This is a genomic window from Cytophagales bacterium (assembly GCA_033344775.1).
GTDB lineage: Bacteria > Bacteroidota > Bacteroidia > Cytophagales > Cyclobacteriaceae > JAWPMT01.
Genome location: JAWPMT010000002.1, coordinates 737962 through 760284 on the forward strand (window position 1 = coordinate 737962; position 22323 = coordinate 760284).

Consider the following 22323-nt stretch of genomic DNA (forward strand, 5'->3'; position numbering starts at 1 on the left):
AAAGATTGATGACCTCTGAATCTGTAATAAGAGAACCATTAGTAACCGGTGGAAAGTCGTTGCACGATGTAACGAATGACATTGCCGGTAGGGTAGAAGAGAAACCACACCTCACCTGGATGATGGCCATGGCCGTATCCCTGGGTATGCTAGCGATCGGCGGGTATGCTGTCGGTAAGCTCCTATGGGAAGGTATTGGCATGTGGGGACTGAACAAGACTGTAGGCTGGGCGTGGGATATCACCAACTTCGTATGGTGGGTAGGTATCGGTCACGCAGGTACGTTGATCTCTGCGGTACTATTGTTGTTCCGTCAGCGATGGAGAATGTCCATCAACCGTGCTGCGGAAGCGATGACGATCTTCGCGGTAATTTGTGCAGCGATGTTCCCTGTTTTGCACATGGGACGTCCCTGGTTAGGTTTTTACTGGGCATTGCCATTACCAAACACTTTCGGATCACTTTGGGTGAACTTTAACTCCCCGCTGCTTTGGGACGTGTTTGCGATCAGTACTTACTTCTCTGTTTCCCTGGTATTCTGGTACATTGGATTGATCCCTGATTTTGCAACGATCAGAGACCGGGCTACAGGATTGAGAAAAACCATCTACGGCGCATTGAGCTTTGGATGGACAGGAGCTGCTCGTCACTGGAATCACTATGAAACAGTAGCGTTGGTATTGGCGGGTGTAGCGACACCACTGGTACTTTCGGTACACACTATTGTATCATTTGACTTTGCAACATCCGTAATTCCTGGTTGGCACACCACGATCTTCCCACCTTACTTCGTTGCAGGTGCGATCTTCTCTGGTTTTGCCATGGTATTGACGCTGTTGCTTGTCACCAGAAAGGTTTACAAATTAGAAGACTATATCACGATCCAGCACATCGAGCTGATGAACATCGTGATCATCATTACTGGATCCATTGTTGGTATTGCTTACATCACTGAGTTCTTTATTGCATGGTACTCAGGTGTAGAGCCGGAGCAATATGCTTTCATCAACCGGGCGACCGGTCCTTACTGGTGGGCTTACTGGTCCATGATGACTTGTAATGTATTTTCTCCTCAACTGTTTTGGTTCAAGAAGATCAGAACGAACATCGCTTCAACTTTCGTACTGTCGATAATCGTGAATATCGGTATGTGGTTTGAGCGTTTCGTGATCATTGTAACTTCACTACACCGGGATTTCATTCCTTCGAGTTGGGCAATGTTCTATCCTACTTTTTACGATGTGGGAGTATACATATTCACGTTCGGGCTTTTCTTCACAGCCTTCTTCCTGTTTGCAAAATTCTTCCCGGTCATCAACATGGCGGAGGTCAAGAGTATTGTGAAAGTAACTGGTGAAAGAAGCACAGAGCCTGCAGTTGCAGCAGATCAATCAACCGAAAAGGAAGTAGCATAAATATGTCACAGTCTAACGAATTTTTACTGGGGGTCTACGAAGACGAAGATGTATTGCTTGGCGCGATCAAGTCAGTACGTGAGTCAGGCGTCAAGATAGACGAAGTGTATTCCCCATTTCCCGTCCACGGCATAGAGCATGCATTGGGCTACAAAAGATCAAACATGTCGATCGCGGCTTTCCTCTTCGGATTGCTCGGTACCAGCCTTGCATTGACCATGCAAATTGGTATGATGGGGATTGACTGGCCAATGATCATCGGTGGTAAGGATTATATTCCGGTTCCATCATTCATTCCTGTGACATTTGAGTTGACCGTATTACTCGGTTCATTCGGTATGGTGGGTACGTTTTTTGTAACAGCCAACCTGAAGCCATGGGGCAAACCAAGAATTTTTGACAAGCGAATTACAGACGATAAGCATGTAATGGCGCTGGATTTATCAGCTAATGATAAGAGTGTAGAAGAATTGACTTCTATCCTGAATGCCAGCGGAGCTTCTGAAGTGAACCCAAAATCATTTAATGACGGAAATGCTGAATAAGAAGTTATACAACTCCCTGGTAGTGGTCGTAGTGGCCGTGTTGCTGGCAGGATGTGCAGCTTCAGGTGACAACCAGGGACTGGAGTATGCACCTCAAATGTATCATTCTACGCCATACGAGCCTTTATCACAAATTAAGGACACAGAAGCAGGTCGCGGAGTAACCTCCTCTGAATTGGAGGAACATGCGGAATTCTACAATTCCAATCCTTACAATGCTTTCGATATGACCATGCGTGAACCTGTGGCCAATACAGTGAAAAGAGGTCAGTATCTTCCGAATCACATTGACCCGGCAGATTATGAAACTGCTGAAGCTAATCTGATCAATCCATTAGATTCTTCACAAGTCGTGATCAAGGATGGTAAAATCCTTTATGAGCGTTTTTGTGAGCATTGCCACGGAGAAAAAGGGCAGGGCGATGGTCTGGTAGGGCAGGTTTACAAAGGCGTTACCTCTTACACCTCATCTACGGTAAAAGATAAAAAAGGGGGTCACATCTTTCATGTGATCACACACGGTAAAGGACGTATGGGAGCGCATGCTTCTCAGATAAGCGTCGAAGACCGTTGGAAAATTGTTAGGTACGTTCAAACCCTGCAAAATCAATAACCTATGGCATCTGTAGAAATCACAGAAGAGAAATTTGAATTTACGGCGAAGACTAAGAAGAACTTATTCATCTTCATCGCTGTAGGGTTATTAATGGCTATCGTTGGTGTCATCATGATGAACACTGGTGGCCATGGTGATGCCTCTCATGGAGTTGCCGCTGATGGTGGACATCACGCATTCCACTGGACAAAAAGATTATTTGCAAACCTTTGGATCAACAACGTATTTTTCGCAGGGATCTCAGTTATAGGAGTATTCTTTGTGGCGATTCAATATGCTTCACAAGCGGGATGGTCAGTAGGAGTTAAGCGAATTGCCATGTCTTTCGGTTCCTGGCTGCCGATTGCAGGAGTATTGATTTTGGTGAGCTTTTTAGTATTTGGTCATGACATCTTTCATTGGACACACCATGATCTTTATGCTAAATTTCTAGAAGATGGATCCGTTAATCCGAAATATGATTCTATCATCGATGGAAAGAAGGCATATTTCTTTTGGCCTATGACCGATCATCCAAGTATTCCAGTATTCTTTCTGGCAAGAATGGTGATCTTTTTCGGTGTATGGTACTGGTTATTTAGGAAACTGAGAGGCCTGGCAGTCTCGGAAGATTTAGAAGGCGGCACCGCAAGATGGTTTGAAATGAGAAAGTGGTCTGCGATCTTCCTGTTATTCTTCGCAGTTTCTTCATCTGTTTCTGCCTGGGATTGGATCATGTCCATCGACACACACTGGTTCAGTACCATGTTTGGATGGTATGTATTTGCCAGTTGGTGGGTTAGTGGTCTTGCGTTGATCACACTAATCGCAGTATTGTTGAAAGACAAAGGTTACTTGTCAATTGTTAATCAGAACCATATTCATGACCTGGGTAAGTTCATGTTTGCGTTCTCCATTTTCTGGACTTATGTCTGGTTTTCACAGTTCCTGTTGATCTATTATGCACACATTCCTGAAGAGACCATTTACTTCGTTGAGCGCTGGAAAAGTGACCAATATGCTCCGGTATTTTACATGAATTTATTTTTGAACTTCTTCCTGCCCTTCTTAGTCTTAATGACAAGGGATGCAAAGCGGCATGCGAGGTTTATTAAAGTGATAGCACCAATCATTATTCTCGGTCACTGGTTTGACTTCTATTTGATGGTCACGCCGGGAACATTGAAAGAACATGGAGGTTACGGCCTCTTGGAATTGGGAGTTATGTTCGTTTACGCAGGGGCGTTTACTTACGTGATTCTCAACTCACTGTCAAAAGTCCCATTGTTTGGTAAGAACCATCCAATGTTGAAAGAAAGTTTGCATCACCATATTTAAAATTAGAGCGGAGCAATGTTGAATTTAGTTGTATTAGTAGCGGTAATCCTGATCCTGGCGATCCTGGTAATTATCTTCCGGGTATCGACGCTGATCAACGTGACTAAGGAGCAGAAAGAGGGGGGTGTTTCGTCAGCAAACAAAGTGCAGGCTGCATTGATGATCGTGTTTCTTGTTGCAGGAATTGCAGGGTTTTTCTATTATTCCTTTGGAGGACTTAGCGAAAGCTACGTCCAGCCCATCGCCTCCGAGCATGGTGTAGTAACTGACCGTTTGTTTTGGATCACAATGGCGGTTACATGTGTAGTATTCATCATTACACAAATTTTTCTTTTCGGATTCGCCTGGAAATACCAGCATAAAGAAGGAAATAAGGCTACATTTTATCCTCACAATGACAAACTGGAATTGATTTGGACGGCTGTACCTGCTGTGGTACTTGCTGTTCTGATTTTTACAGGATGGCAGGCTTGGAGAGATATTACTGGTCCGGCACCAGACAATGCAGAGGTCATTGAGGTAATGGGTTATCAATATTCCTGGGCAGTTCGCTACCCTGGAGCAGATAATAAGCTAGGAAGTTATGATTTCAGAAAGATTGATGTTTCTAATGTGTCTGGTGTAGACTATTCAGACAGAGCATCTTTTGATGATTTCTACGGCCGTGAGCTTCATGTTCCTAAAGGAAAGCCGGTATTACTGAACATCAGAGCAAGAGATGTAATCCACAGTGTGTATTCCCCACACTTCCGATTGCAAATGAATGCAGTACCTGGTATGCCGACAAGGTTCTGGTTTACACCAACCAAGTCGACAGAAGAAATGAGAGCGGAAACGGGTAATCCCGATTTCAACTACGAACTTGTTTGTAACAAGATTTGTGGTAAAGGACACTTCGGAATGAAGTATTTGATTGTAGTGGATGAGCCGGCTGAGTACGAAAAGTGGTATGAATCACAAGAGCCTTGGCTAAAAGCAAATCCCGATTATATCACGCAAGTTCCGGCGGAGTTGAGGGAGCAGGCTTTGATCACTTTAGGAATCGATAACCCTGAAGTAGATGAAACTGCCGAAGAGAAGTTGATAAGTACTACTAATTAAAAAAACACAGATGTCAGAAGTTCATAACGCAGGACATGATGATCACCACGATGAGCATCATGAGCAAGGTTTTGTAAGCAAATACATCTTTTCTACTGATCACAAAACGATCGCTAAGCAGTTCCTGATTACAGGTATTGCCTGGGCAGTGATTGGTGTTGCATTATCTGTTATTTTCCGATTGCAGCTTGGTTTTCCTAACATGGACATGGAATGGCTTCGCCCAATCCTTGGCAAATGGATTACTCCTGCAGGAAAACTAGATAGCGAATTTTATCTGGCCCTGGTTACGATGCATGGTACCATCATGGTATTCTTCGTATTGACGGCTGGACTGAGCGGTACTTTCAGTAATTTCCTGATCCCACTGCAAATTGGTGCGAGGGACATGGCCTCAGGTTTCATGAACATGTTGTCTTACTGGTTCTTCTTCTTGTCCAGTGTGGTTATGTTCATTTCGTTGTTTATCGAAACAGGACCGGCAGCCGGTGGTTGGACCGTATATCCGCCGCTTAGTGCTTTACCACAAGCAATTCAGGGATCTGCCGCGGGTATGACCTTGTGGTTGGTTTCTATGGTGTTCTTTATTGCATCATCATTACTTGGAGGAATCAACTATGTGACAACCGTCATAAACCTCAGAACCGAGGGAATGACTTTCAGTAGGTTGCCACTAACAATCTGGGCATTCTTCATTACGGCGGTTATCGGTATCTTATCGTTCCCTGTATTGTTTGCTGCAGCATTGTTGTTGGTCTTTGACCGATCTTTCGGAACAAGTTTCTACTTGTCTGATATATACATTGGAGGAGAAGCGTTGCCACACACAGGAGGTAGCCCGATCCTTTATCAACATTTGTTCTGGTTCCTTGGACACCCTGAAGTATACATTGTATTGCTTCCGGCACTAGGGATCACATCGGAAATCATTGCGACCAATTCACGTAAGCCTATCTTCGGTTACCGTGCAATGATTGGTTCTATGCTGGCTATTGCGTTCCTTTCGTTCATTGTTTGGGCACACCACATGTTCGTATCGGGAATGAATCCGTTCCTGGGATCTGTGTTCATGTTCCTGACCTTGATCATTGCGGTTCCTTCGGCTGTAAAAGCATTTAACTACATCACCACGCTTTGGAAAGGTAATATCATCTTTACTCCAGCGATGTTGTTCTCTATTGGTTTGGTTTCCTTCTTTATCTCAGGAGGATTGACTGGTATTTTCCTTGGTAACTCTGCCATTGATATCAATTTGCACGATACTTACTTTGTAGTGGCTCACTTCCACCTGGTAATGGGTAGTGCATCTGCCTTTGGTCTGGCTGCAGGGGTTTATCACTGGTTCCCTAAAATGTTTGGAAGAATGATGGATGAGCGATTGGGCCACATTCACTTTTGGTTCACCTTCGTAGGGATCTACCTGGTGTTTTTCCCACTGCACTATATTGGTATCGCAGGTTTCCCAAGAAGATATTATTCGTTCACAAGCTTTGATGCATTCTCATCTTTCACGGATCTGAATTCATTCGTGACGATCGCGGCGGTATTTACCTTCTTTGCACAGTTCATCTTTGTGTTCAACTTCTTCTACAGCATTTTCAGAGGTAAGTTGGCACCTGCTAATCCATGGAACTCTAACACATTAGAGTGGACTACTCCTCGATTCCCTGGACACGGTAACTGGGTAGGAGCGATCCCTAAAGTGTTCCGATGGGCATATGATTACAGTAAGCCCCTTACGGAAGAAGCGAAGGCGAGTATGTCTCAGGAAGAAATTGATAATTACCCTGACTTCATTCCTCAAGACGTTCCGTTAACAGAGACCATGGAATCTAATACGGAGCAGGAAAAGGAATTAGCAGCAGAAGAGCAAACTGACCTGGAGCCCAAAGTGGCGAATGCTGAATAAGCGTACTTTTCGCAAAATCAATACCTACACGATCATTGCGGTTTACCTGTTGATCGTGGTAGGTAGCATTGTAAGAGTAACGGAAGCTGGAATGGGGTGTCCCGATTGGCCGAAATGTTTCGGTGGATATGCACCTCCGACTCATGTCAGTCAGCTTCCAGAAAACTACAAAGAGATATATCTCGAAAAGCGGCTTTCAAAAAATGAACGACTATCCGGATTGTTGATGCGACTTAACCTGACAGGGTTAGCCAATAGAATCATAAACGATCCGGATATTCAGATTGAAGAAGATTACAGCAGTACCAAGGCCTGGATAGAATACATTAACCGTTTGATTGGTGTTTTGATTGGATTCTTTATCATAGCGAACATGATCTGGTCCTTCAGTTATCGAAGGATTGCTCCAATTATTCCAGTGATTGCTGTATTTGCTTTCATTTTGGTATTGTTTCAAGGCTGGATTGGATCGCTCGTAGTATCTACCAATCTTTTGCCTGGTTTCATTTCTTTCCACATGTCGTTGGCTTTGCTATTAGTGGCATTTTTGATATACATCAATTACAAATCCTCTGATAGGGTTAATTCCAGAGATCTGGGCCGAGAATTTAAGGTGATGGCAATCGTGATCTTTGTGCTGTCATTGCCTCAAATTTTAATGGGAACTCAGGTGCGTGAGATCATTGATATGTTATTGAATCAGGAAGTAGGAAGAGAGGCTCTGATCAGTCAAATGCCTGTGATCTTCTACATCCATCGGTCTTTTTCTTTATTGATCCTGATCATTGCGATCTACGGAGCTTATCGACTTTATAAGGTCGAAGCGCTGAGTAGCCATTTTGGATTGTTCTGGCTGATTAGTTTGGGGATCATCATTGCAGAAGCCATAGGTGGTGCAATCATGACCTATTTTGAAGTGCCAAGATCAATGCAACCTTTACATTTGCTTGGAGCATCGATACTGTTTGGAACGCTATACTATTTAACTTTGATCTCAAATTTCAAAGCTGCAAAAGCATGATTTCGCTAACACGTGATTGGGTTTGGAAAGAGAAGTTGTCAGGATACTGGGAGTTGTTAAAACCCCGACTGTCCATGACCGTAGCTTTCTCTTCGGCATTTGGATACATTCTTGCTGCGGGTGGTCCCATAGACTGGATTCACTTTGCGCAATTTGTCATAGGCGGATTCTTCATCAGTGGCGCTTCAGTGACTATCAATCAATTACTGGAGATCGGTTATGACAAGGTGATGAGTCGTACGCAAAAGCGTCCGTTACCGACCGAAAGAATTAGTAAATCCGAAGCGATTATTTATACGGTGCTTTTAACCATCGCAGGGTCAGCCTTATTGGCTTTCGCTACAAATAGCCTGACCGTGCTGTTGTCGCTGGTGTCCCTGGTATTGTATGCTTTCGTTTATACGCCTTTAAAAAGAGTAGGACCAATCGCAGTATTTGTTGGCGCAATTCCCGGCGCACTTCCTCCACTCATCGGTTGGGTAGCTTCTACAGGGGTTATCTCTCATGATGCATTGATCATATTCGGCATCCAATTCATTTGGCAGTTCCCGCACTTCTGGGCCATTGCCTGGGTTTCTGATGAAGACTACAAACGGGCCGGTTTTAAACTACTTCCAGGTGCCGGTAAAAAAGACTTGAACACTGCCATCAATATTGTGGTTTACACGTTATTCCTGCTGCCTTTAGGGTTGTTGCCGAGTTATTTCGGATTGACCGGCATAGGTAGCGGAGTTGTGGCTACTGTATGTGGTGTATTATTCCTTGCGCAGACGTTTCAATTGCTGAAAGACAACAGTCGCAAGTCAGCACTTAGGATCATGTTTGGTTCATTCATGTACCTCCCGGTAGTCCAAATTGCGTTTTTAATTGATAAAATTTGAGGGGATGGATAACGTATTGAATGTCATGAGTCAACAACAGGGAAAAGTAAGATCGGTGAACCCCAAGCTATTCGGCTTGTGGATTTTCATGGTTACGGTAGTAATGATTTTTATTTCCCTAAGCAGCGCTTACATCGTTAAGAAAGCTGAAGGAGACTGGTTGCTGATCCAGTTTCCGCAGATGTTTAAGATTACGTCTGTTTTGATCGTTCTGAGTAGTTTGAGTATGCACTTCGCGTACCTCGCGTCTAAGAAGAATAATCTGTTCAATATCAGATTGGGTCTCGGTATCACCGGACTGTTGGCCATTGCCTTTACAGTAGGGCAATACTGGTCCTGGGGAGAGTTGGTAGAGCAGGGGGTGTTTTTTGTTGGGAATCCTGCCGGCTCCTTTATTTATGTTTTCACTGGCCTGCACGTGGCGCACCTTTTTGGAGGACTTATCTTCCTGATTATCGTGTTGCGAAGGGCGTTTACATACAAGGTTCATTCAAAAAGTATGTTGAGTATTCAGCTTTGTGCTACATACTGGCATTTTCTCGGTGGACTTTGGTTGTATTTATATTTATTTTTGATCCTGAATAATTAAAATTCCTAATCTAACATGTCTAGCACTGCAGTTGTCGTAGACGAGTCGAAGAAAGGCCTCTGGGCCGGTGGAGTTGAGCCCATGAAAGCTAGCTACGGCAAGCTCATGATGTGGTTTTTCCTCCTGTCTGATGCATTCACTTTTTCAGCTCTTTTGATCACTTACGGAATGATCCGGTTCAAGCATCCGGCATACGAAGGGAATCCTGAAGATTTCGTATTCTCTCAGGACTACTGGCCAATTCCTGAAAAAGTATTTGAAGCGGTGCCATTCTTACATGGAGTACATGCTCCGTTGGTGTTTGTGGGAATCATGACGTTTATTCTGATCCTGAGTAGTGTGACCATGGTATTAGGAGTGGAAGCAGGACACAGAATGGATAAGCGTGGTGTAGAGAAATGGATGCTTTGGACTATCGTTGGAGGATTGACATTCCTCGGTTGCCAGGCATGGGAATGGTCTCACTTCATTCACGGAACTGCAGATGGAGGTAGATTGAGTGACGGATCAGTGATCTTTGGTGCGAACCTTGTCCTTAACCAATATGGGCCAAGCAACTTTGCAGCACTGTTTTTCTTCATTACAGGATTCCACGGATTCCACGTATTCAGTGGGGTGGTCATTAATTTCATCATATTCTATCAGACGGTAGTAGGTAAGCTCGAGAAGCGCGGACACTACGAGATGGTAGAAAAAGTAGGATTATACTGGCACTTTGTAGATCTGGTGTGGGTATTTGTGTTCACCTTCTTTTATTTGGTCTAACTTTTTAATCAATCGATATCATGGAGCAAGAAAATCCAGAAGTAGTAGTTATCCCGGAAGATCCGGCGAAAACCAGAAAAATTTGGAAGATTGCTGGAATCCTAGCATTGATTACAGCCATAGAATTTGCCATCGCATTTATTTTCCCGGCAAGTTTGATCAAGAACTGGGTGTTTATCATCCTGACAATTTTCAAGGCATATTTCATCGTATCTGATTTCATGCACTTAGGTCATGAGAGAAAATCATTGATCATGTCAATATTGTTGCCGATCACCTTTGTGATCTTCCTGATCTTTATTTTGTGGTACCAGGGAACAGCGATTTTCCAGGTGCTTTATCCGGAATTCTAAGCATCTATACATTGCAAAAAGGACTCAAGGCATTTGTCCTTATCATCATATTTGGGGTACCAGTCTTCTGGTACCTTTTTTTACAACTATTCGGTACGAATGAGTTTGAATTGCCGACCTTAGGTAAGGCAGAGGACGACTGTATTCCAACTGAACTTACGGTGCAAATCATCAGAGCACCGATTAGTACTGAAGCCAGAAATCAATCTAATCGGATTGAACAAAATCAACTCACAAAAGCTTTAATAAGTAAGGACAATCAGGGTTGTAGTTTCGAAGCGTGGGACTTGATCCTGGTGGCTCCAACTGGCGATATCAAAGGCGCATACCTATGGGAAATTGCGGATATTGATCGGTTGATCACAGAAGTAGAGTTGTATTATACCATAGCAGAGAGAAATGGAACAAGTGATTCAAAGTAATTCCCGGAACACCAATGTAATCATTGGTATTTCTGTGGTGATTCCTTTGGCGGTGGCAGCATTGATTTTATTGCCGCAAAAGATAGATGCAGGAAGTTGGGTTTATTTCCTACCGGATCTGAATGCAGTAATTAATTCGCTGACCTCCGTATTGTTGATCCTGGCATTCGTCATGATCAAGCGTGGCAACATTGCTGCGCACCGAACTTTGATGTTGAGTGGGCTGGTGTTAGGATTTATATTCTTGCTTTCCTATATCGTTTATCACGCTTCTGTTGATTCCGTGAAGTTTGGGGATCTGAATGCAGATGGTGTATTGTCAGAAGCAGAAAAGTTAGAGGTAGGAGGGACAAGAAGCATTTATTTGTTTTTTCTGGCTTCTCATATTCTGCTTTCAATAGTGGTGGTGCCGTTTGTTTTATTTGCGTTCTATTTCGCGCTTTCGGGTAAGATTGAGCGCCACAAAAAGATCGTAAAGTTCACTTTTCCGGTCTGGTTATATGTATCTGTCACTGGGGTGATAGTTTACTTCATGATCAGTCAATATTATCCCTGGTAGCTTTATTTTTGCATTATGAGTGGAGTGAGGAAATACGGGTTGTTGGTCTTAGTTGCAGTTTTGCCTATTTTGACACAAGCACAATGTGCCATGTGTCGAACACAGGTGGTCAATAACGTCAGCGCGGGTGAAACAACATTCGCAGCAGGACTCAACATGGGAATTCTTTACCTGTTTTTCACACCTTATATCTTAATTGGCATTGTTGCCTTCATGTGGTTCAAACACAGTAAAGTCAGTGAACGAAAAGAAAGCATTATCAGCCGTATTAGGCGGCAAGTGCCCTAGGTGCAGGGAAGGGAAGGTCTTCAAATATCCTGCTTCTAAAATCAGATCATTCAATGTGATGCACGAGACTTGCGAAGTATGCGGTCTCCGTTTTGAAGTGGAGCCTGGTTTCTTCTATGGTTCAATGTATGTCAGCTACGGGTTTTCAGTAGGTATTTTCCTGGCAACCTGGATTGGCATCACCCTTTTGATTGAGGATGCCAGTATTTGGACCTACATCATTACTGTCGTGGTATTAGCAGCGATTGCTTATCCGTTCAATGTTCGTCTTTCCAGATTGATCATGCTCCATGCCTTCGGTGGGGTGAAGTATGATCGTTCCTTCGTGAAGGGGAAGTAGCTGTAACTCAATATTGATTTCAACAGACCTTTCTACCGAACAAAGCAGACTCAATCCGACTTTGAATTATGATTTGTGTGTTAGGTTGAGGAATGATTGCATGTTTGAGTCTGCTCAAGTGTAAGGTTGAGGCTCTCGAAACCTAAAATGCCTCATTAAACGAAATATAAAAGAAGCTGCTGTCCGCGCCGAATCCAAAATCCACCCGAATGTTCATTCTGGGTTCTGTTTCCAGGCGATAACCCGCTCCAAAATTGGGTAGCCATTTGTCATATGAGACAGGATCTGGGGCAATGGAGCCGCCACCTATCCATGCCACAAACCCAGATCGATCTTTTAAGCTGAACTTCTTACTGCTGTCTCCTTTTCCGAACATATGGCGATACTCCAGGATACCAAAGAGCATGGACTTGTCTCGAAATCGTCCCCAACGATAGCCTCTCAAATCGAATGGAGTCCCTAATTGGGACATTTCCGGCCAGGGTACTTCATCAAATGCATTCCGATTGCGGATTTGCCAGGCCAGCACTTTTCGATGACCGACAAGCTGGTATTGCCGGTAGTCCAAATCGATCACCTCGTATTTACTTTGCCCTCCCAGAAATCGACCATAGAACATGACATTCAAATCAAGAAAGATTCCCTCATAGGCATTGACGATCAGGTCGCGGCTATCGTATTGTACGGAGAGCCCCAGGCCAGCATTCTTACTGAAATTACCTGTTTCAATGATATTAGGATCGGCAAGGATGTAATCATTGAGGTCCTTACCGGTAGTGCGGTTAATATCTAAGGCCGCTCCCCAGAACACATGTGGACCAAATCGGGTAAGTAACTTATAATAGAGTCGAAACCACGTTCTTTGATAGGTTGTAGTGCTGTCCGAGAGTGGGGTATTCTTTCCATTGTCATACCCTACACCGAAGTAGTTGTCTGGCATGTCCTTGAACCATAATTCACCTGAAGTTCGATGCTTATCATCCTTTCCGTAGAGTGTGAGACGTGCATTGAATTGTACTGACCCGTTGGAGCTGATCCCGGCCGCAAATGGGATGGAAGACCGTTCAAGAATTGGGTTGTCCTTTTGTACTTTGAAGGTATATAAACCCCCAGCAGAGATCAGGAACCCTAGTTCCGGAGAAAAAGCTGGGGCGACAAATGGCGTAAATAGTGACTGACCAAATTCAATTTTAGCCGCACGAATGGAATCCAGGTTGGACCAGAAGGATTTCTTTCGACTATTTTCCTGGGCCAGAGTGGTCAATGAAATGAGCGCAAGCATCAGAAAAGGAATACAGCGCCTGGTTAGGGTTTGCAAGTTGATCTTCTTCAAGGACATGAAAATAAACCAATTTTACCTCTTCTTCCAACTTTGCTATACAATCATAAACTTGATGATTTTTCTATCTTTAAACCCATGAAGTATTTTTTGATCTTGATTTTATCTTGTTTGCTGTTTGGTTCGGCTATTGCACAAGAAGAGAATCCATTGACTGCTTTGGAGCCGCTCATGGGCAAAACCTGGGCCATAGATGCCCAATGGGGCGATGGATCAGTCTTCAAACAGGAGTTGTCTTTAGAATATGGACTTCAGAACCAGGTGGTGTATTGCTATACAAAAGGCTTTATCAATGCTGAGCGTACCCAATTTGGCGACCGCAATTTTGGCATAAGAAAATTCGACAAAGAGAGCGGCAAAATCCTGTTCTGGGAGTTCGACGCATTCGGAGGGGTAACAGAAGGAGAGGTTATCGCTAATGGCAGGGACCTTTGGTTTGTTTACAACTATGGGGAGACGGTCATTGCTGATATATGGGAATACCTCGATGATGAAACCTATGCTTTTCGCGTGGTTTCTTACAACAATGAAGAGATAGGAGATATGTACCTGAAAGGAGCCTATAAAGTCAAAAGGTAATATTCCACTTATCCTACTTACTCAAAAACCTACGAAAAGAGAAGACAGTAGCATCAGAAAAATTAACTTTTAATAGAGATCAAATGCTACCAATTTCTCTGGTACGAAAAAAATACAGGAGTTGATCAACTCGGCGATTGAATGCAATTAGGATAGTCTTGAATGTACTCATGAATTAAAGATAGCTATTTTTAATCAGGTACCGATTTGTGTTTTTGCCTTTCAGCCAGGATCGCTTTGATTTCTCTACGGAACTTGATGTTCTGTTGAAATTGGCGCTTATTCAAAAATTCTATCAAGTATCTAACCACCGCACCTCCAAAAAAGGCAATTCCTAACTCTGAAAGAACGTCTAAAACAATGGTATTGAAGAAATCCCCAGCGTTTGTCAATAGAAGAATTGTATCCTTCTGGCACCCACTGTAGTGACAATTCCTAACAGAAAAACCAGCGTAAGATAGAATGTATAGAAATGTTCACGATCGATGATCAAATCCAATTCATCAGGATGCTGTTCATAATGCTGGATGATAGTTTCATTGATCTCCTGTGTGTCAGGCAAAATAACTTTTGAGATGCGGTCTAATGTTTTCAAGATTCGGAAGTAGTTGCATTAAAAGCAATATTGCTTAGTAAGTTTTACAGTCTTTAGCTTATATATCACTAAAATACTTCCATTGCTTGAATGTAGATTCCATAGATAAGAGCATGAGTATGGGAGTGTAGTTAATGACTTGAACCATGGTAAAAAAGAATTAATTTTTTTTCTGAAAAGATCAAACTAAGCACCTGCTTCTCACGTTAAGAAAGTACTGCGGTCGCCCGACCGCACCTTTAGTTGTTTTGGGAGCGATCCGATTTTTATCGGCTCGCTCTTTTTTCTTAAGGCCATCGCATTTTCTGTTTGTTCGAGCCGAAATCATTTCTTTAATTACATTGATCATCAACCGAAATACTTCAGACAGTGAGTGATTTTTTAACAACGGACGAAACGTTTACCAAATCCAATTATGCTGATCATATATTTGGGAAAGGTGAATTTGAATCTTGCCGTTTTGTCGATTGTGATTTTAAAGGAGCTGACTTTTCTGAGGTTATTTTTCTTGAATGTGAGTTTAAAAATTGTGACTTAAGCAATGTGAAATTGAAAGAAACCGGCTTAAGGGATGTCAGTTTTCACACCTGTAAGTTGCTAGGCCTTCGATTCGATCATTGCAATACTTTTTTGCTTGAATTCCAGTTTCAGGACTGTATCCTCAACTTAAGTACTTTCTATGCATTGAATCTCAAAAAGACGATCTTCAAAGGATGTCAGTTGCAAGAGGTGGATTTTGTTGAAGCTAACCTGACAGAGGCGAAGTTTCTGCAATGTGATCTCAAGGGTGCCTTGTTTGAACGGACCAACCTGCAAAAAGCCGATTTTAGATCGGCAACGAACTATCGAATTGATCCCGATGACAATCAGATCAAAAAAGCGAAATTCTCCTGGCCAGAAGTCGGTACGTTGTTGGATAAGTACGACATTTCGATTACGTCTTAATTCCCCTATTTTCTTCATATCCCATAATAGCTGGATTTCATCACATCGTTCATCCTGATTGAATCATCCTTTTTCAGGAGATGATTACTTGTTGTTGCTTAGCATCAGGTAAAATTTAATCCATTTCTGATGAGACAAATATTGATTTCTTTCTTAACAATGCTGTTGTTTTTAGACTTGTCTGGGCAGATACGTCTGGAACCGGCTGATTCTGTTGATAATACTGACTGGTTCAAAGAAAACCCATGGGGGTTAATGGTGACCGCTTCTGTGATCTCAGACCCGTCGTTCAACCTGAACTACAATGAAATGTACGATTTTTTGGATGCGCAGGGGTTGGACATTGATAGAGACCTTGAACTGATGCAATTTGGATTGCAAATACGGCGAAACCGATTTTTGTGGGATGCTGTAACGGCAAGAGATGTCAGGCTATTTAGTGAAGAAGAATTTACAATCGGGGGTAGAGATGTTACTGTAGAACAATCCTACCGCTCATGGAGTACATCGCTTGGATATGTGGTCTTTTCCAATAGACGAATTTCTATCGTGCCGCGTGCAGGATTAGGTATAGTACGGTATGCTGTCCAGTATACTTTTGATACCTCCACATCATTTGATTTTTCAGATCCAAATAGCTTCAGTATCGAAGGGTCCCCGGAATTGTTTCATAGGAGTGGCTTTTATCAATTTGCCTTAGATTTATTCTACGGTCTCCAGAACAAGAATCGTAATTTTGTATTGCAACGCAGTAGGATAGGTTATCAGAGAGGTTGGCAAGATCGTCCATGGAGGTCTGATCATGCAACGTTAACATCTGGCTTATCTGACCGATCAGGTCAACTTTACTTCAGCTTCGTTATTGGTTTTGGTGTTGACCTGAAAAAACGTCCTTAAAATGATTTTGTGGTTAACACTATTGCTATCCATTGGAGCTCCTTATCAAAAGGAAGCGCAAAAGAAGGAAATGGCCACTGTGATCGTTTATCATCAGCGAGGCTATTCCAGCACCCGATTTGACCTTTGGTTAGATAATATTCCATTGGCAAAGCCCTTGCGAAGAAATAGCAGTGTGACCTTTCAGGTCCCGGCGGGAGAGATTTCTCTTCTTACGAAGGTGCGGGTTAAAAGCCCGTTTCTAAGAAACAATCATTATCTTATCAATGTTGAGGCTGGCAATACCTACTATTTGAAAGCAGACCTGGAATACGTTTTTCCGGCGACTCGACTCAGTTTGGAGGTTTCCAATTCACAAGAATACGCTAAGGTTGAAGCTAGATTGGAAAAGATTGTTATTTCCACTGGCAGATCTTCTAAGGAGCATGATTAGAGCCCTGTTGATACTTATTTGCCTACTGATTGTAGGCTACCTCTCTTATGAATGGGTACTGTTCTTCAATGGAATCGATGCTCAGGATCATGAGTTTGTCGGATTCTTGTTCTTTGTCGGTAGTTACTGTCTCGTTCTTTTTGTACTTGTATCGTTAGGTTGGTCGGTGTTTTTCTTTCGGAATCGGTTATCAATTCGGTTGAATGAACAGTCTCCTCGATTGATGTCTTTGACCATATACCTCACGTTGTTTCTGGTCTTCTGGTGGATCGTACGTGCTGCCTTTTCTGCCGAGGATCAATTTGTCCCTGAAAACATGTTGCTGGCAGGAGTAGGATTGGTGGTAGTGATTATTTCTAAGAAACTCTTCGAAGCGAGCAAACAAAAACAATTGCAATTGACCTACGAAAAGGATCGTCGTGAAGCGGAATTGACCCTGTTGAAGTCGCAAGTGAATCCACACTTCTTATTCAATGCCTTGAATACACTCTACAATGATGCCTTGAAAATAGGTGCGGAGCAAATGACTTCTAACCTGGAAATGCTGACGGATATATTAAGGTATCAGTTACAGTATGCTTCCCAAAAAGTGATCTCATTAGAAGAAGAAGTACATTTTATTCAACAGTATGTAGATTTTCAAAAACATCGACTGCAATCGGATGAAATGGTGCAAATAGAAATAAACACGACCATTACAGATCCCAAATACCCCATCCATCCAATGATATTGATCACCTTTATTGAGAATGCCTTCAAACATGGGGTCAGTCGTGAAAAAGCATCCAGTGTGTACATTTCGATGACACAGGAATCACCTTTTTTGAGACTGATCATTCGAAATTCCAATCATCCCAAACAAGGTAAGGACAACTCGGGCATCGGCCTGGAACAAGCAGAGAAGTTGTTACAGGTACATTATCCGAGTCATAAGTATCTCGTTGATATCAAAAATGACATCTATCAGGTAACGCTCACATTAAACTTGAAAGCTCATGAATAAACTTACCGCCATCGCTCTGGATGATGAGCCCAATGGACTGGAAATCATTGAGCAATACGCCGCCAAGGTAGATTTCTTAGAATTAAAAGCCGTTTTTGTGTCTCCTTCCAGGGCCATGAGCTATTTGCAGGAAAATGAGGTGCATGTGCTGTTTCTGGATATCGAAATGCCTGACATTAATGGAGTAGAGGTCGCTAAAATGCTTGATCGCCATCAGGTCAGTGTGATCTTCGTTACCGCTTTTGCAACTTATGCCTTAGAAGGTTTTGAAGTGCAAGCGGTAGACTATCTATTGAAACCTGTCTCTTTCAATCGGTTTTTAAAGGCCTGTCTGAAAGTAAAAGAACAGGCTGATATGCCGACTAATAATGCGCCTGATTTCATCTTTGTGAAAGATGGGTATCAATTGAAAAAGATCGGCCTGAAAGACATACAGTACATTAAATCTGATGCCAACTTATTGAACATTTATACGCTGAAAGAACGAGTGCTAACACGAATGACCATGACAAGGATCATTGAATCTTTACCTGGGAATCAATTTTTCAGGGTACATAAATCGTACATTGTCAACCTGTCTTTGGTAGAGAAAATAGATCAGCAATTTGTCTATTTTGAAGGGGTAGAAATACCTATTTCATCGGCCTATCGGACTGATTTTCAGGAAGCTGTTAGACGATTTCTGAAGGATTGACTAGCCTATTTAATGAACGCCAATACAGGTTCCAGGCTCGTTACAGGATCTTCTTCCATAGGGACATGCCCTAAATTCGGGAGGATGACTAACGTGTCATTTGGCAATTCTTCCTGGAACTTGTAGGCACTGGCTATTGGAACCAGATAATCTTCGCCTCCCCAGAGTAGCAATGTCGGTTGCTCGATTGTCGGGATGCGAAGATGGGCCTCTGAGTCCACAGCCATGGTCATGCGGTCCACCAGGCCTTGTCGGTTTCCTCTGCGTAAAGTGAGTTCAAAATAGCGATCTACCAATTCGTCAGTTACTTTGGCTTTATCGGAATAAACATTCAATACGCTGGCTTCTGCCATAAACCTTGGTGTAATAAATGTGAGTAGTTTATTGGCTACAGGGGTATTGGCAAGCGTAAAGGCAATAGGTACACTTTCTGCCTTGATCGGATAGCCAGAAGCGTCAATTAAGATCAGTTTTTTGGCTCTTTCCGGATATTTCAGCGCAAAATTCCAGGTAATATTTCCTCCAAGTGAATTCCCACCCAAAATGCACTTTTCTACCTCCAGCGCATTTAGGAAATCGTGAACAAAATCTGCGTAACGCTCCATGGAGTAGTCACGTGTTGGGTGAGGGCCAGTAAGTCCGAAAGCGGGTAAGTCCATCCGTATGACACGGCGGGAAGGGGTCAGGGCCTTTGTCCATTCATCATAAGTATGCAAGCTGGAACTGGTTCCGTGTAAGAGCACCAAAGGCAACGAATCATTCGGATTACCTTCATCACGAAAATGAACATCCATGCCTTGTATTAAGATAAATTGCGAAGGAGCTCCCGCATATTTGGCTTTAAGGTCATCCAGAGGAATATCTCGTTTGCCGAAAAATATAGCAATGACTATCCCTGTAGCGATAATAGTGATTATGAGAACGATCAGGAGCTTTTTGAGGTACTTCATGGTTGGGTAAGTATGAAAAGTAAGGCAATCTAACTACTCTGGAACCTCGAGCATGTCACGATAATTTTGAACTCGTTCTTCTAGTCGATCTCTTTTTATGTCCCGATCTAACTGTATTTTCTCGTCATCATCCAGCTTAAGGAATGCTTTGTAAGCTTTGTTTTTCACGTCGTGTACGGATCCTGTACGAGTTTGGAAAGTAGCCGCTTCTGTTACTTCATTGATGAATATCTTCTCGATCGCTCCGTAAGTCTTTTCCTCACCACTTTTCCAAAACAAGACTTGAACGTATTCTTTGATGGTCTTTTTCAATGGATCAATCAATAAACCATATCGGGCTGTAACGATCGAACCTCCCAGCGCATAGGAAACAACCATACCAAGTGCTTTTACTATGAAATGCCACTCCCGTTGTGTCCAGATCAATAAACCAAAGGCAAACAGGATCATACCGAACAACTTAAATGTAAAAGGAAAATATGCTTCTTGTTTGATGTCGATTTTATTCATAGTATTAGCTGTTACTGTGCTCAATTTCAAAGACTTATCGGATAATTCCAAATGTTACTCCTGTTTGTTTAGAGCAAAAAAATCAAGTTTTCTGAAAAGGGTCTGTAATAAAGCTAGCTAAGTGCAACACTAAGGGAACGATATGGGATTGTTTTACATTCATCATCGTTGGCTAAACTTCATCAGGAAGGGCGACCATCTGAAAATACTAGTAGCAGGATTTATCTTATCCATGTTTGTTTTCCGCTTAGGAAATGCATTTCTAAGCGAGCTGAGCCTATGGGTAACGCAGCTTAGCGAACAATTTGAGATCGGTGAGTTGGAGGCGTTCAAATTCATTCTGGCCCTTTCCTTCATAGGAATGACCGCCATTAAATTGAACATTTCAGCAGCACCCATACACTATGAATCCTATCAATTGTGGCCTGTCAACAAGCGATCTTTGGCCATTCAGTATGTTTTACTGTCTCACTTGAAACCAGCCAATTTCTTTTGGTTATTTTCTGAGGTTGTTATGTTGATCAAATCGGCCGAATTTGGGTTGAATATCCTTCCCACGTTCCTGGCTTTTTGGCTCATGCAACACTACCTGAACATTGCCCTACGTCCCTATACCTGGGCCAAGTGGGTAATTTGTGGGGTGTTACTGATATTGACAGCAGTCTTATTCAAAGGCTGGTTGGGTATGGCGTGGGTAGAACCTATTTTACAACTGGCACCCATAGTTGGTGCTATTGCATTGGTAGGTTTGATCGGTGCCATTCGGATGGTTTCCAGACAACCAGAAGCTTTTATTCAGCGATCTCGATTGAGTAAAAGGCTATTCAGCCTGGGAGGAAGGGAATTGGCTGATCCGCTCTTTGACCTGGAAGTGAAGCTAATCTGGCGTAATAAAGGAACCCGGACCAATCTCATCGCCGGTTTTTTATCCATTCCTCTACTTGTGTATTATTTCAGCAATGCAGGGTTGCCGGCAGGCGTCTATTTCATGGCCGTCATTACCACAGGATTGGTCTTATTACAGCACGGCATTTACACCATGTCCTGGGAAGGTAATTATTTTGACATGCTTGTCACGCGCTTTACCGCGTTGCAGTTCATGCATTTTAAATTCAAGTTTTATTTGTGGGCAACAGGTATCGGACTGGTTTTCAGTTCTGTAGTGCTGTTCATTGAGACCTCTCAGTGGCTTCCCTTACTGGCTGCTTTCTTTTATAATATCAGCTGGAATTTGTTTGTGGTCATGTTCGGCGTATTGGGTAATAAGAAGAAACTTTCTCTTGGACAGAGCATCATCTTCAAGGCCGAATCAATGACCGCTAATGTACTCACGGTGAGTTTTGCGACCATCATTCTTCCCATGATGTTATTAGGTATTCTTAATGTGTTTTTACCGGATGATGGGGCTTATTTCGGAGTAATCGGCGTGTCGGTATTGGGACTATTCTTTAAAGACAAGATCCTCCAATCACTGGCGAGAAGAATGGACCAAAAGAAGTACGAATTATCAATGGCTTTTCACGATTAAATCATGATTCAAATACAACAATTGACCAAGGAGTTCAGTGGAAAATGTGCCCTGGACATTCAGGAACTTACTTTCCAACAAGGTGAGTGCATCGGGATAGTAGGCAATAATGGAGCAGGTAAAACGACCTTATTTCGTACTGTTCTGGACTTACTACCACCATCAACAGGTTCTGTCGAGATATTCGGACAATCCGTCAAAAACTCGGATCATTGGAAGACTGGTGTTCATGCTTTCGTCGACGAAGGCTTTTTGATTGATTTCCTCAAGCCCATCGAATACCTGGAGTTCATTGGTAAAACAATTGGAGCAGGGAAGCAGTCAGTGGCACAATTGCTGGAAGAATACTCGGAGTTTGTCAATGATGACATTCGTGAAAATCGAAAGATGATCCGTGAGCTTTCGACAGGTTCAAAAGTTCGGGTTGGTGTACTATCCACATTGCTGGGAAACCCCAAATTGATTATCCTCGATGAGCCTTTCGCGCATTTGGACCCTACCTCTCAGTCTCGTTTGATGAAGATGGTTCGTTCCAAAGCAGAAGAAGGGGTGACCATGATCTTGTCCAGCCATAACCTGCAGAGTGTAGTAGATGTTTGTTCACGCATTGTTTTGATCGAAGCAGGTCAGGTAAAAATGGATGTACGCACGGATAGTGATACACTGGAAGCCCTGGAAGCTTATTTTGTGGCTTAGTAAAAAGGAAAGATTGATAATGACTTCTTCGAC

At 42.8% G+C, this 22323-nt stretch carries 27 protein-coding genes; 23 read left to right on the plus strand and 4 right to left on the minus strand.

What is annotated here, in order from left to right:
- Positions 1-8: 8 nt before the first annotated feature.
- The 15 genes from nrfD (at position 9) to R8G66_07500 (ending at position 12121) form a co-directional block, all read left to right on the plus strand.
- A complete protein-coding gene (gene nrfD / locus R8G66_07430; protein ID MDW3192178.1) occupies positions 9-1415 on the plus strand; it encodes an NrfD/PsrC family molybdoenzyme membrane anchor subunit in 1407 nt (468 codons plus the stop codon).
- A gap of 2 nt (positions 1416-1417) precedes the next feature.
- Complete coding sequence (locus tag R8G66_07435) at positions 1418-1960, plus strand: DUF3341 domain-containing protein (GenBank protein ID MDW3192179.1); 543 nt, start codon at positions 1418-1420, stop codon at positions 1958-1960.
- The gene (locus R8G66_07440) at positions 1950-2573 is read left to right on the plus strand and encodes a cytochrome c (protein ID MDW3192180.1); all 624 of its coding nucleotides are present in this window, start codon (positions 1950-1952) and stop codon (positions 2571-2573) included. Before R8G66_07435 ends, R8G66_07440 begins: the two co-directional genes overlap by 11 nt.
- Before the next feature lie 3 nt (positions 2574-2576).
- Positions 2577-3893 carry a quinol:cytochrome C oxidoreductase gene (locus R8G66_07445; protein MDW3192181.1) on the plus strand — a complete coding sequence of 439 codons (1317 nt, stop codon included), beginning with the start codon at positions 2577-2579 and terminating at the stop codon, positions 3891-3893.
- 15 nt (positions 3894-3908) lie between these two features.
- A complete protein-coding gene (locus R8G66_07450) occupies positions 3909-4994 on the plus strand; it encodes a cytochrome c oxidase subunit II (protein ID MDW3192182.1) in 1086 nt (361 codons plus the stop codon).
- 10 nt (positions 4995-5004) lie between these two features.
- The gene (locus R8G66_07455) at positions 5005-6903 is read left to right on the plus strand and encodes a cbb3-type cytochrome c oxidase subunit I (GenBank protein MDW3192183.1); all 1899 of its coding nucleotides are present in this window, start codon (positions 5005-5007) and stop codon (positions 6901-6903) included.
- A complete protein-coding gene (locus R8G66_07460; protein ID MDW3192184.1) occupies positions 6893-7924 on the plus strand; it encodes a COX15/CtaA family protein in 1032 nt (343 codons plus the stop codon). Before R8G66_07455 ends, R8G66_07460 begins: the two co-directional genes overlap by 11 nt.
- Positions 7921-8805 carry a heme o synthase gene (gene cyoE / locus R8G66_07465; GenBank protein ID MDW3192185.1) on the plus strand — a complete coding sequence of 295 codons (885 nt, stop codon included), beginning with the start codon at positions 7921-7923 and terminating at the stop codon, positions 8803-8805. Before R8G66_07460 ends, cyoE begins: the two co-directional genes overlap by 4 nt.
- A gap of 4 nt (positions 8806-8809) precedes the next feature.
- A complete protein-coding gene (locus R8G66_07470; protein ID MDW3192186.1) occupies positions 8810-9394 on the plus strand; it encodes a cytochrome c oxidase subunit 3 in 585 nt (194 codons plus the stop codon).
- Positions 9395-9409: 15 nt separating this feature from the next.
- Positions 9410-10159 carry a cytochrome c oxidase subunit 3 gene (locus R8G66_07475; GenBank protein ID MDW3192187.1) on the plus strand — a complete coding sequence of 250 codons (750 nt, stop codon included), beginning with the start codon at positions 9410-9412 and terminating at the stop codon, positions 10157-10159.
- Positions 10160-10179: 20 nt separating this feature from the next.
- A complete protein-coding gene (locus R8G66_07480; GenBank protein MDW3192188.1) occupies positions 10180-10512 on the plus strand; it encodes a cytochrome C oxidase subunit IV family protein in 333 nt (110 codons plus the stop codon).
- Positions 10513-10523: 11 nt separating this feature from the next.
- Complete coding sequence (locus R8G66_07485) at positions 10524-10934, plus strand: hypothetical protein (protein MDW3192189.1); 411 nt, start codon at positions 10524-10526, stop codon at positions 10932-10934.
- Entirely contained in the window at positions 10912-11493 is a 582-nt protein-coding gene (locus R8G66_07490; protein MDW3192190.1) for a DUF420 domain-containing protein, read from the plus strand. The genes R8G66_07485 and R8G66_07490 overlap by 23 nt, the downstream gene beginning before the upstream one ends.
- Before the next feature lie 90 nt (positions 11494-11583).
- Positions 11584-11781, plus strand: coding sequence for a hypothetical protein (locus R8G66_07495; protein ID MDW3192191.1), 198 nt, complete (start codon positions 11584-11586; stop codon positions 11779-11781).
- 58 nt (positions 11782-11839) lie between these two features.
- Positions 11840-12121, plus strand: a complete 282-nt coding sequence (locus R8G66_07500; protein ID MDW3192192.1) for a DUF983 domain-containing protein — start codon at positions 11840-11842, stop codon at positions 12119-12121.
- Positions 12122-12263: 142 nt separating this feature from the next.
- Here R8G66_07500 and R8G66_07505 read toward each other — a convergent pair whose 3' ends face one another.
- A complete protein-coding gene (locus tag R8G66_07505; protein ID MDW3192193.1) occupies positions 12264-13460 on the minus strand; it encodes a BamA/TamA family outer membrane protein in 1197 nt (398 codons plus the stop codon).
- A gap of 78 nt (positions 13461-13538) precedes the next feature.
- Here R8G66_07505 and R8G66_07510 point away from each other — a divergent pair, with 78 nt between their 5' ends.
- The gene (locus R8G66_07510; GenBank protein ID MDW3192194.1) at positions 13539-14039 is read left to right on the plus strand and encodes a hypothetical protein; all 501 of its coding nucleotides are present in this window, start codon (positions 13539-13541) and stop codon (positions 14037-14039) included.
- Positions 14040-14427: 388 nt separating this feature from the next.
- Here R8G66_07510 and R8G66_07515 read toward each other — a convergent pair whose 3' ends face one another.
- Positions 14428-14634, minus strand: a complete 207-nt coding sequence (locus tag R8G66_07515) for a hypothetical protein (protein MDW3192195.1) — start codon at positions 14632-14634, stop codon at positions 14428-14430.
- Between the two features lie 369 nt (positions 14635-15003).
- On the opposite strand from R8G66_07515, the gene R8G66_07520 reads away from it, so the two are divergent.
- From R8G66_07520 to R8G66_07540, 5 genes are all read left to right on the plus strand, one after another.
- Positions 15004-15579 carry a pentapeptide repeat-containing protein gene (locus R8G66_07520; GenBank protein MDW3192196.1) on the plus strand — a complete coding sequence of 192 codons (576 nt, stop codon included), beginning with the start codon at positions 15004-15006 and terminating at the stop codon, positions 15577-15579.
- 129 nt (positions 15580-15708) lie between these two features.
- Entirely contained in the window at positions 15709-16476 is a 768-nt protein-coding gene (locus R8G66_07525; GenBank protein MDW3192197.1) for a hypothetical protein, read from the plus strand.
- 1 nt (position 16477) lies between these two features.
- A complete protein-coding gene (locus R8G66_07530; protein MDW3192198.1) occupies positions 16478-16909 on the plus strand; it encodes a hypothetical protein in 432 nt (143 codons plus the stop codon).
- Positions 16902-17912 (plus strand): histidine kinase, encoded by a 1011-nt coding sequence (locus R8G66_07535; protein ID MDW3192199.1) that lies wholly within the window; start codon positions 16902-16904, stop codon positions 17910-17912. The genes R8G66_07530 and R8G66_07535 overlap by 8 nt, the downstream gene beginning before the upstream one ends.
- A complete protein-coding gene (locus R8G66_07540) occupies positions 17905-18606 on the plus strand; it encodes a LytTR family DNA-binding domain-containing protein (GenBank protein MDW3192200.1) in 702 nt (233 codons plus the stop codon). The genes R8G66_07535 and R8G66_07540 overlap by 8 nt, the downstream gene beginning before the upstream one ends.
- A 5-nt stretch (positions 18607-18611) precedes the next feature.
- Here the strand turns inward: R8G66_07540 and R8G66_07545 are convergent, their stop codons facing one another.
- Positions 18612-19556, minus strand: coding sequence for an alpha/beta hydrolase (locus R8G66_07545; protein ID MDW3192201.1), 945 nt, complete (start codon positions 19554-19556; stop codon positions 18612-18614).
- A gap of 33 nt (positions 19557-19589) precedes the next feature.
- Complete coding sequence (locus R8G66_07550) at positions 19590-20066, minus strand: hypothetical protein (GenBank protein ID MDW3192202.1); 477 nt, start codon at positions 20064-20066, stop codon at positions 19590-19592.
- A gap of 142 nt (positions 20067-20208) precedes the next feature.
- Between R8G66_07550 and R8G66_07555 the strand changes: the two genes are divergently transcribed.
- Positions 20209-21594 carry a DUF5687 family protein gene (locus R8G66_07555; protein MDW3192203.1) on the plus strand — a complete coding sequence of 462 codons (1386 nt, stop codon included), beginning with the start codon at positions 20209-20211 and terminating at the stop codon, positions 21592-21594.
- A gap of 3 nt (positions 21595-21597) precedes the next feature.
- Complete coding sequence (locus tag R8G66_07560) at positions 21598-22290, plus strand: ABC transporter ATP-binding protein (protein ID MDW3192204.1); 693 nt, start codon at positions 21598-21600, stop codon at positions 22288-22290.
- The last annotated feature ends 33 nt before the right edge of the window (positions 22291-22323 follow it).